The sequence below is a fragment of the Paenibacillus sp. FSL H8-0104 genome (assembly GCF_038050215.1).
In the GTDB taxonomy this organism is placed as follows: domain Bacteria; phylum Bacillota; class Bacilli; order Paenibacillales; family Paenibacillaceae; genus Paenibacillus; species Paenibacillus amylolyticus.
Genome location: NZ_JBBOTC010000001.1, coordinates 1,050,924 through 1,062,784, shown reverse-complemented (window position 1 = coordinate 1,062,784; position 11,861 = coordinate 1,050,924). Strand labels below are relative to the sequence as shown.

The 11,861-nt window shown below is 47.8% G+C and carries 5 protein-coding genes; all 5 read right to left on the bottom strand.

Translation table 11 applies throughout. The features are described from left to right. Nucleotides 1-133 precede the first annotated feature (133 nt). A complete protein-coding gene (locus NST38_RS04770) occupies nt 134-1,120 on the bottom strand; it encodes a WXG100 family type VII secretion target (RefSeq protein ID WP_036606168.1) in 987 nt (328 codons plus the stop codon). Nucleotides 1,121-1,166: 46 nt separating this feature from the next. After that, a complete protein-coding gene (locus tag NST38_RS04765) occupies nt 1,167-1,631 on the bottom strand; it encodes an acetyltransferase (RefSeq protein WP_076253476.1) in 465 nt (154 codons plus the stop codon). 154 nt (nt 1,632-1,785) lie between these two features. Continuing rightward, a complete protein-coding gene (locus NST38_RS04760) occupies nt 1,786-3,354 on the bottom strand; it encodes a glycoside hydrolase family 30 protein (RefSeq protein ID WP_076253477.1) in 1,569 nt (522 codons plus the stop codon). A gap of 145 nt (nt 3,355-3,499) precedes the next feature. Then, a complete protein-coding gene (locus tag NST38_RS04755) occupies nt 3,500-6,211 on the bottom strand; it encodes a beta-glucosidase (RefSeq protein WP_076253478.1) in 2,712 nt (903 codons plus the stop codon). 662 nt (nt 6,212-6,873) lie between these two features. Further along, nucleotides 6,874-11,844, bottom strand: a complete 4,971-nt coding sequence (locus tag NST38_RS04750; RefSeq protein ID WP_076253479.1) for a DUF4132 domain-containing protein — start codon at nt 11,842-11,844, stop codon at nt 6,874-6,876. Nucleotides 11,845-11,861: the final 17 nt, after the last annotated feature.

Below are 11,861 nucleotides of genomic sequence, written 5' to 3'. Positions count from 1 at the left end.
CTCACGGATAAGCCGCCTGCCCTCCACACGCATAGCCATGTGATACACAACCACATGGCTCCATGCGGTGGGTCAGCAAGCGGGCCGCAACCAGGTATCCCTGTGTTGCCCGCTTGCCAACCCCATCCGTGGCTTAGAAGTACTCCCGCCACGGAGTATATTCAATATCGTTGTCGCCGCGCGTGACCACGATCATATTCTCGATTTTACCCGTGTCCTTATTGGTACGGTAGATCATCGTACGTGTCTCGCCTTCTTCCGGCACAGAGAACAGGAACTTGTCCGCAACGAACGAAGAACCAAGTCCAGTGGCATGTTCTGTAAAGGCAGAGCCCGTCTTGCTTGTGAGCAGCAGACCAATCCCGTAGGCTGTAGCCGTTTGTGCTGCTTTGCCAAAGAGATGCTCGCCTTGACTGGTCGTGTGCGTTTGCTCCGAATACCTATACTTTTCCGTATCCTTGCTATAGTCCACCACATTGCCCTGTTTATCCAGACTGATGGTGGTCGTTTCGCCCTTGTCGCTTTTCACCTGATACGTACCTACGATGGAATCCTCGGTTATTTTTACCGTCTTGCCAGTATTGGGGTCAGTCTGATAGATTACATCTTCGTACTGAAGCCGAATGATGTTCATACTGGCCTGAATCTGCTGCGCCAGTTCTTCGTCACCCATCTCTTTGGCTTTCTTCAGCATTTCCTCATAGTTCTGGTATTTCTCGGCATCCTTCTCATCCCATTCATCCATGTTCTTTGGTGGACCTGGCGTTTTGTCCAGATCATCGCCTTTATTTTTGCCCATGGTTGATAGCGCCCGCGCTGCGGTCAGCGCCGTCATGATTGCCTGGCTCACCGCCTCTTCATCTGTCGTGCGGAAACGCTCGGCAATCTTCTTAAGCTCCGACTGAATGGACAGAACCAGTTCCAGAACAGATTTCATCGTGCCTTGTGCCGTTGAATAATCGTTATAAAAACGCTCACGCTCCATGCCATCCCAGTTGCTGCGCATGACACTCATCTTACCGTCCAATGTGGACATGAATCCCGATAATTGCTGATGTGCCTGAGCGAACTGCCCACTGACCGTCTCCAGTTGTTCCGGTGTCACCTTGATCTGTGTCATCCTGCACACTCCTCATCCTGGTCATTTATAACTCATGGTCTATCCATTACGACAATCTCTCGGCCTCTTCCTGTTTGATCTCCAGATGCAACAGCGGAAACGGATTACCGGAACTATCCAATTCAGACCGCCCCATCTGTACAAATCCCATCTTTTCATAGAATCGGGCTGCCCCAGTATTCTGCTCATTAACATCCACCTTGAGGTGACGGCCTTTGATTTTGAAGGCATGGTCTATTAGAAGACGTCCTAGACCCTGTCCGTGTTGACTCGGATCCACAAATAACATCTCGATAAAGTTATCATCCACACCAATAAAACCCACGGGTTGTTGCTTCGTATTGAGCACTTCCCAAATCTCAACTTGTTTTTGTTGCAACACATCACTCACCACTTTTTTGTAGAACTGAATGTGATGCTCTTCCAAAAACGTATGTGTTGCCCGAACAGCACTCTCCCAGATCTCGACCAACTTGTCATGATCCTGTTCCCGATATGCAGCGACTAACATGTCCAATGTATGCTCCTTCTCTATTAAAAGTAAAAAGTTATGTAAAAGCCCGATCCTGGGATCGGACTTGTTTAATACATCAAATTTGAAATAACTCTACGTTTATTTTATCATGTTCATCATTCAATCTGTACCCATAATTTCCAAGCTTGAGTCAACGTTCTACCTCCGTTTTTGGCTTCCAACGGAAGGTTGCTGCCGATTGGGAAGGCAGTATATATCGAAACGAATCTCCGCTCATGACTACATCAAAGGAAACTTCTGCCTCACCCGTGTTAGCTGCAACCAGCACCATCGTTCCATCCGGATTGCGGAAGGTTACGTTCTCGATCTTGCCCTGTTCTTGCGTGGAATCAACTCTCACAGCTCCTGGACGTACATAACGGCTGATGTGGCCTAACGCATAATACTCGACATTTCTAGTGATTTCATCACTGTCGGGGTCAATCGTCACAACCCCACGACAGTTCTCACAGCCACCGTTCGTGGGTCCCCCTTGCGGATCGAGTGCGATGTTCCAGAGCAGTACATTTTTCGCCCAGTTGCGAGGTGCACCAATGATGAGATTGGACATTTGCCAGCTCAGATTCTCGCCAAAATCAGGACTCCACTCCCCACCACTACATTCGGTAAAATAGATATTTTTGTCTGGGAAGCGCTCATGCACTTCCGACATGGCAGATGGATCACCTGCATAACAGTGAAAAGCAGATCCATCGATATAGACAGCAGCCTGCTCATCACCAAGCACCGTAGCGGTATAATCAACCGCCTGATCCCAGTTATGATCATACGCGATGATTCGCGTGTCCAGTCCCGCATCCTGTAGAGCCGGGCCGAGATAATCCCGTATGAACATCGCTTGTTCTTCGGCGCCCATACTCATACTCGGATATTTATCCGAGGTGAACTCCGGTTCATTTTGCAACGTGATCCCGTAGATGGGAATGCCCTTTGCCTGATACGCTTTGATATATTTCACAAAATATCTTGCGTACGCTTCGTACACCTGAGGATCGTTGTAATCCAGATACCAACCGTTAGTGGTCTTCTCCCCATACTTCATCCAGCCCGGGGCCGTCCACGGTGTGCCCAGTACGTTAAGATCCGGTTTCAAATCAGCTACACTCTCCAGCATGTTCACAACTTCCTGATCCTTTTCGATCGAAAAGGATTCCATGTCATAGTCCTTGCCAGACTCGATATCATCATAGGTATAACTCGAAGCCACACCTGATCCATCTACCGAATAATCGGAGGCACCAATCGTATGACGCACCATATCCATGTTCAGCCCTTCTGTTGTAAACAGTTCCTTCAGCAGTTGCTCTTGTTGTTCCTCTGGGAGCTCGTTGATCAGATGCGCAGATGAACCCGTCATCGCTGCGCCAAATCCATCCATGGTCTGATATATCTTTTCCGAGTCAATCTGTATGGTGAACGCCGACGAAGAAATGTCTGACTCCTGCGTTGAAGAAACTGAAGATCTTGGGTCTGCATCATGGTGATCGGTAATTGGAATGGGCTTCTGTGGTGTAAGCAGATTTTGCTGATCTCCCGTGGTTAACCAGACTTCGGCCGTTCTCTGTTTGTCCACAACCGGTGGCGGAGCGGGTTGTTCACTTCGGTTGAAGATAAGCCAGATTCCTATACCAACACAACAAACAGCTGCGATCAACAGGATCATCCATCGTTTGGGATGCTCTCGCCAGCCTATGTTCATCACGCTTCACTCTCCTTCCATTGTGGAAAAAGCCGCGGCCACTAGGCCACGACTCATTTTCCTAATCTATATGAAGTAGAACAAACTGCATTTAACGAAATAACTTCACTGGGAGAACAACCTTCCAATCTCCCTTATTGAACTTTTATTTACCGGACTTGCTTCCGATATTCACACTGCCTGTCAGACGGATATCATCCGATGCACTGCCAACATACACTTGGACTTTACCCTTAGGCATTACCCATTCATGGGATGTTTCATCCCAGTAGGACAATGCGCTGCGATCCAGTTGAATGTTGACCCGCTGCTGCTTGCCTGCCTTCAGATCTACCTTCGCCCAACCAGCAAGCTGCTTCTCTGGAGTTTCAACTTTAGTTGGCAGATTGCTAACATAGACCTGTACAACTTCTGCACCGGAAACTTTACCGGTATTACGCAGATTCAGGGATACTTCTACAGTTTCCTTATCGCCTTTACCAGTGTTTTTCACATGCAGATTACGATAATTAAAATCGGTATACGACAGTCCGTGTCCAAAAGCAAACGCCGGTGTCATGCCTTCTTTGTCATATCCTTTATACCCTACAAAAATACCCTCGGAATAGTTGCCCACCCCGTTCACACCCGGGAATTGTTCCGCAGTGGATACCGGGGTCTGGGAATCATCTGATGGGAACGTCACCGGCAGCTTACCGGATGGATTCACATCACCAAACAGCACACGTGCCAACGCATTACCTTGTTCCTGACCTGCATACCAAGCCTGAACGATGGATGGCACTTCTTTTTGCCAGGAATCCATTTCAACAGCGCGACCACTCATTTGCACCACGATCGTTTTGGGATTGGCTGCTGCTACCTTGCGGATCAGCTGCTCCTGGTTATTCGGCAGCTCCAGGTCGGAACGGTCGACGTAACCTTCACTGTCATACGTACGAGTTACCACGACGGCAACATCGGATTTTTTCGCCAGCTCAACTGCTTTTTGCATTTTAATATCCACAGCGTCGTCTGGAGCTTCCCAGCCGAAACGAACCTGTGCACCCATATCATGATTGGTCTGTACCGGGAAATCCGTACGATACTCAATTCGAATATTGTGGGACTCACCTTCTTTGAATGTGATTTCTTTCTTCGTTGTACTCAATGTTTCACCTTGATTGTCTACGAGTAACTTATCATCCACATACAGTTTCGCAGAACCTAGACTGGTCAGGGACAGTTTATATTCACCCGTTTGAGGTGCTGTGATCGCCCCTGTCCAACGAGCAGACATTTTGGCATTGAATTTCGTAGGTGTCACTGGAAGCTTGGAAGACTGTGCGTTAAAACCTTCATAGTTGTAGAATCCAAGATTCATGTTGACCTGATGATCTGTACGGACCAAAGAAGGATTACCCTCCATATCTTTATTCGTCCAGTATTCAGCACGCAGACCGTATTCCGCGCGATCTGTACCATAGTCTCTTTCACTTTCCTGAGCATCCGCTGGTGATAAAAGAGTAGAAGGTACGGCGGATGGTCCATTAAATGCATCTCCTGCGGAGATAGGATCGGTTCCGGCAGCATATTTTACATCCACACCGTTACCGGCACGGTTACGAATGCCTTGAAGTGGACTTACGGTATACGTCGGATTAACCAGACTGCTACCTCCACCAGCAGCAGATGCGTTATCTGCATCCGGACCGATGACAGCGATGGATTTCACGTTTTTCTTGGACAGCGGCAGCACATTATCGTTGTTTTGCAAAAGAACCATGCTCTCTTCTGCAATTTCACGTGCCTGTTTGCCGTCTTTCTTAGCATTGATTTGTGTATTCGTTACAGGGTTATCGAACAGTCCTTTATCGAACATTTGAAGCAAAATGCGTCTAACCTTCTCATCAATGGTTTGCTCGCTGACTTCGCCATTGTTCACGACTTCCAACAATTTGTCTCCCCATTTGCCGTAAGGCTCTCCCGGTGTCTCCAGATCCAGACCCGCATTGGCGGACTTGGCTGTACTGAAGTTTGCACCGTAGTCACTCATGACAAACCCTTCGAAGCCAAACTGATCCCTAAGGACATCCGTCAGCATCTCCTTGTTCTCACAAGCATATGTACCGTTCACCTGGTTAAATGAACACATTGCTGAACCGAGATCCGCTTTTTCGACCATCGCCTGGAACGGACGTGCATAGACTTCCTGAATCGCACGTTCGCTGGCTGTTGCATTGGTCGTGAAACGTTCCGTCTCCTGGTTGTTCAGGATATAGTGCTTCGCAGTAGCGATTACCGGATTACTTTGAATCCCACTCACATACGCTGCACCCATACCGGAAGCCAGTAACGGATCTTCCCCCAGCGATTCGAAGTTCCGGGAACCCCATGGTGTACGTGCAATATCCAGCCCAGGACCGAGCACTACATTATGTGTTGTATCATGTGCTTCCTGACCGATCAGATCGCCATATTTCTTGGCCAGATTGGTATCCCAGGAAGCGGCAAGCGCGATGGGTGCAGGCAATGCCGTGGACTTTTTGTCCTGCACATCCGGGTTAGCCACACGTACTCCTGCGGGTCCATCTGCCATCTGTAATGCCGGAATGCCGAGGCGCTCCAATCCATCATTATAGAAACCATAATAGTTATTTACTTTACCGGTTACGAATCCAACTTTCTCCTCCAGCGTCATCTCCTTGAGCAGCAGCTCGGTACGTTCCTCCGCAGACAAGGATTTGTTCATCCAAGGCCGATTGGCCCCAGATTCCGCCTCCGCGGCGAAGGCGTGTAGCGGCATAGCCGCAACCGCCACGATGATTAATAACATAAACCATCGTTTGAGGAAAATCAGATTGAGTCTTCTGTTCATGTTGTAAGTTCTCCTTCTCTCTTGATCATTTTTCTTGTGCACATGTTGAATATATGTATACAAGGGAATGCGAACTGGCTTGATCCCAGTCTTTCAAGCATTCAGGTCGTCCTGCACATGGCTTCTGAAACTGCAGCCTGCAAGCAAGTCAGCAGATTTCGCTTCCTAACGATAGCCGACATGCTCATGAATTACATCCCCTTAAATTTGGTAAATGACCGATTGGAACAAGCCTAGTTCTTTGGAATCACCATATTAATAATTCAGATAACAAAACAAGAAAACGAATTATTTACATTTCCGTAACTACTTTAGAACAAATTCTTTACTTTTAAAAACAGTCGGTTCGACCCACTCCCGATCAACCAATTAATGCAATTAATTATCAGATTAAGGAATATACCGACACGCTCTGGGTCCTAAGTCTATTTGTAAACGGAACCAATCCGGTCCATTGAAATATCCAAAAATATAAAAGCAACTGAGGTCCCTTTTAACAGGTTCTTCAGCTGCCTTTATGTTGGAATTGCTCCATATTGTTCACTTTCCATCCATGATTCTTGTTCTACACTCGTTATATTGAGATTCGAAGTTACATTGAAATCGGAGTAGCAAATAAAAAACCGCCCCAAGAGGGACGGCTCACTTCTGTTCAATCACTTCTAGTTCTGTAACTGTGCAAGAATCTGCGGGTCCTTGATCTTTTTATCTTCGGCGAGCAACATCACCTTGGACAGAATCTCAGCTGTTCTCGGATCTTCATCGAGGAATGGCAGGAAGATTCGACCCCGATGCTGACTGTGCACCGGTACGATATGAAGTGCACCTGTGGCTTGTTTGAACACATTACCACTCCCCAGATGAACAGCATACTCACCTAATTCACCATCAATTCGTGCGTAATTCCCGTCCAAACGTACATTGTCGATCTTCAGCAGACGCAACGATTCGTTCACAATGACGTGGCGCATCTCGATTGTTGTCAGGCTAGCTTCCGGATCTACGCCTCCCACATGTGCAACGCTGACCACCAGATCGATATCACGCATAACTTCGGAGAAGAACGTCAGCGGCACATCTTGCAGCGCTACAGATTTGTAGCTCTTACGATCGTAGAACTGCACCGTCTCCAAGGTAGGTGCCTCGGTATCTGCTGGTGAGAACCAATCTGCCATAGCATAGAGATTCGCAATCAGATTATGCTCATAACTTACCTTCTGCAGACCCTCTTCATAACTGACAGTCCATTGGCGTCCTTTCAGCAGAGCTACTGCTTTTTTCGGTTGAATCTGATACCCGGCATATCGGCGAGACACCGTACCATTAGCCAATTCGTCCTCGTTAGGAAGATACAGCTCACGGAATACCTGCTTGAACGGCTGACGCTCCTGACGGGTGAACAGATCCCGCTGGAATTCAGTCCAGCTTCCGCTCTGATACAGATGAAGCGGATGAGCAATCAACAGTTGATCCTGTTCCGATAGTGCCTGGATCGTACCCTCCGGCCCTGGAGCAACCAAACCACTGGACGATACATCGAATCTTCCAGTCTTGTCACCTGACTGGAAGACAAGTGTTCTTACCAGCGGTTGTATAACCGGATTTTGCATCAGACTGGCAATTTCCTCACGTGTAAATGACGTTCCAGCAGTCATCGAACGTTCCAGCTCCTGCCGTGCCCGGCGATACTGATCCACCAGATCCGATTTCAGCTCTTTCAGTTCAGCGATATATCCATCTTTTTTGAACCGGGCAGGTACAGATTTGAGTGTCTTGCTTTTGCTAACGATAACCATCTCGGGTTGGCCTTCCTCATCAATGACCAATTGTGCCGTCGTGTCAGCATCCAATGCATGAGGTTCAAAGAAAGATTTCATCTCATCCAACTTACGTGCTTCCATGTCCCACATCAGCCGCGTAACATCGGCATAACCTGCATTACGAGCAAGATTGCCCAGTGCAATCTGTGATGCCACACCTTCACTGGCACGGCGTTGTGCACCGAATTGTTTGCTCTGCATCAGGAACTTCTGAATGAAGTCGTATCGCTCACGCAGATCCTGTTCGCGATTTACAGCGAATGGAATCAAACTGTAGGTTAACAAATGATCCTTGTTTCGCTTGTCCGACACGGACTCACGCATATCGTCAAGTCGAAGCTTGCCTAGTGCAGCATCTGCGAACAATTGGGATCTGCGGTGGTTAGATCCCCCGGAAATGTACTTGGCACAATCGTATAACAGATTGAACCGTTCCTCCCCGACAGCAGCATAGGCTTCTTCAAACCAAGCGATATCAAACGCACCTTCATTAAAGTCCTGTGGTGAGATTGGAGAATAGTGGGCCACGATGGTTTCTTTCTCCGCAGTAAAGCGTTCATTAATATGAGCATGGAAGTACCAAGCTGCACTGCGTAGACCTTCCCATCCCAGATGTTTCGCTACAATCTCCATCCACTGCGGGGCGTACATGGCTGCTTCCAGCAATTTTTTCTCATTCACCGGATACTTCTGGAGCAACTCCCCAAGACGCTTCTCATCTTCTCCATCCCGTGGATGACAATTCTGAATTAAATAGCTAAACGTCTCTTTACGTGTTGTGTTGTCTCCATAGCTATAGATATATCCACGGACAAATGTATCCTGATCCATCGCCGAGACTAGATGTACCCAGTGTTCCATGCCTTCAATTCGATCCAGTTTCATGGCAAGTGTGCTTACTTCTGTAGAGAGTTCTCCCCGGGTCAGCTCAATCTCCAGAATGCGATCGACCACCGCATCTCGCAATTGAACAAGCTTCGGATCACTCGCGATCATTTCTGTACGAGTGGATGTTAAGTCCCGAATAAACAACAGACGATTCCCACCGACCAGCACCTGTCGATATATCTCTTGATCATCAATCAGGTTCAACTGGTACGCACGCAGGAAATCTTCAAGTGACAGTAAAGACAGCGGTTGACTACTCTCTACAAGACTGGTGAACTGGTAAGCTGTCTGGAAGAAACGTTTGAAGCTGTTATCGTCATGGATTTTGCCACGAACTACATAATTCCAAGGTCCAGTCAGAATATGAAGCATGCCTGACTCTTTTTCGAGTCGATCAGCAGGCATACTTGCGATGATGGAGGCCCAGGTTTTCTCAGCTATTTCAAACGTGTCGATCGGGTCGCTATCCTGAAATGCCGCCGATATCAGTGCCACTACCTGATCCTTATACGTTAACGAATCCAGCATCTGCTGCAGCTTTTCGATGTCATCCAGAGGATAGATCCGTTCGGCAAACGACTTGCGCCAGCCTTCCAATAACGGAATCTTCTGCAATTCGTCATAGTCATACTGCTCACGGAAATAACTGTAATGGTCGCTCAAATTGCCATTGAACTCCCCGAGCTGTATAGCCATGTATAGCTGCATCAGTTCCACACTGTTGAACTCGGCATGTTGAATATAGTTCTCCCATACGTCATGAAGCGGGAACTGTTCCATCTGCTTCATTTCATTCCGCTCTCCATACGGAACCTTGGAGCGAAGACTCGCTCCGACTAACAATGTGTCTTTATAGCCAGCGTAGTATTCCACTTGATACTCATAATCCCTGTGTTCATGCACTAATTCACTAAGTCCCTCCAGAAATGGTCTGGTCTTATCCAGAGAGAGTGTAAAGATATCCTTCGGATTATGGCCCTTGAGATCACGCTTCTCATCCAGCAATGGCTCACGTCGCTTCGGATCAAATAAACCAAATCCATTAGAAACTGTGTAACGACTCCCCTGATCAGTCAGCTTATCCAGTAGTTTCTGTTCCTTGGCAGTGGGTGTCTCAATCAGCTGCGCCAATGGCTGCAATTGCTCCTGCTGATCTATCCGCTCTGGATCTGCCACAATCTCGGTCAATAATTCTAGCGCACCCAAACGCTGCAGTTCACTCTTGGCCTGCAAAAGTCGCTTCAGCGAGACCGCCAATTGGTCCACGGGTTGCAGTAACAATACATGAATGACCTTCTGACGAAGTGAGCCTGTTTTGAGCTTCATCAACGCCTCCATCTGTTTCATCTCATCCACCGTCAACGTGAGCAGCTTCGCTTTGGCGAGTGCACTCTCCCGATTACTGATGCTTTTATCAGACAAACTCTCAAACACAAACTGTCTTTGCACCTCATTATCGGGATGCTGAACAAACTGGGACAACAGTTCTCCGCGCAGTTCCGGGCTTAAACGGTCCTTGATTGCGATGACCTCCCCGATCCATTCCGGGTCCATATCATAAGCGGCCAAATATAACATTTTCTTGACTACATCATCCGTATCAATCCGGTAGTGAACATACTCAAGTACACCCGATGGTCCACCTGACCCGCCTTTTGGAATGGCAGCCAGCATCTGTTTGAACCGATCAAAATCCTGACGCCGCAAGCCCTTATCTCCAAGAGCAGGCAATGGCCACACGTAGACGCTACGCTGATTCTCTCCATTCTCGAAACTCCAGTTGTACATATACATCGCATCATAGTTGGTCACAATCCAGTGCATCAACTCGGTATCCTGCGACTCCAGATAACGACGTGCAATGTCCAAACGAAGCTCCCTGTTCTGGCTGTTAGCCAGTACATATTGAGCAACAATCTTCTGATATAACTGACCTTGATCCATAATCTCGATTATCTTGCTCTTCAATTCATTCTCTTCAATGACCGCTGTCGCCCAAAGACTGATAAAGAGTTTGTTGGCGTTAGCTTCCTGCTGCCAGGCCTCGCGTACTTCTGGTTGCACAAGCGCCTGATAGGCCTGTTCAATCAACTGTGCCGCAACACGCTGGTTGGCTGCTTCTATACCGATCCCCGTCCATACGGCAAGCGCTCTTACCACGGAACTGAAACGAATCAGGTTGTTGTCGATAATGATTTTTAATATGTAAATATAGGCTTCCAGTGTCCCTTCATCCATCCACTCCACAACGCTTTGGCGAAGCCCTTCCTGCAACCTTGCTGCAACGAGTAGCTCACCCACCATCTGATAGGCATCCGCCTGATCACTCATGAATATACCTTTGATCATTTCATGGGTTAACAGCGCCGTCTGATTGTCACCATAGATAATATCATGTAGCGCCTGCTTCATATCTCCGCCCTGATGATCCAGTTCATAAGCGATACAATCCGCCAGGACCCAACGGATCTCATGCAAATAATCCAGCTTGTACTCACGAAGTGACACATATTCTTCCAGCGAGAAATTTTTCATTTCCATACGAAACAATCCCATCAGTTTACGGATGACTTGTTCTACATGCTGCTCCGGATCGGATGTGCGGAAAGGGCGGCGTTCATAGTTGTTACTGTATGGGAAACGAGTCGCACGCTCTGCGATATAACGGAATCGTGCAACCAATGACTCGCTCGCCAGATGCTGGAGCACATCCAGTAGTGGCTCGAATAATGGTTTCTGCGTTTCTGCAGCCAACCTTTCAAGCAACTTATCAGTATTCAAAAACATCTTTTCGTCTCCACGTAAATACGTAGACCCGGCGATCTCCACAACATAGCCTGCCAGCTCAAGCTGTACCCCTGTTAACGACTTGGCTCTTTCCTGCAATCCATCCATATACACCTGTACTTGCTCTTCCTGATTCATCCTGTTCTCCTCCTTCA

Coding starts and splice junctions, on each gene's coding strand:
- NST38_RS04765 (WP_076253476.1), bottom strand. CDS start 1,631: ATGTTAGTCGCTGCATATCGGGAACAGGATCATGACAAGTTGGTCGAG.
- NST38_RS04755 (WP_076253478.1), bottom strand. CDS start 6,211: ATGAACAGAAGACTCAATCTGATTTTCCTCAAACGATGGTTTATGTTA.
- NST38_RS04750 (WP_076253479.1), bottom strand. CDS start 11,844: ATGAATCAGGAAGAGCAAGTACAGGTGTATATGGATGGATTGCAGGAA.
- NST38_RS04760 (WP_076253477.1), bottom strand. CDS start 3,354: ATGAACATAGGCTGGCGAGAGCATCCCAAACGATGGATGATCCTGTTG.
- NST38_RS04770 (WP_036606168.1), bottom strand. CDS start 1,120: ATGACACAGATCAAGGTGACACCGGAACAACTGGAGACGGTCAGTGGG.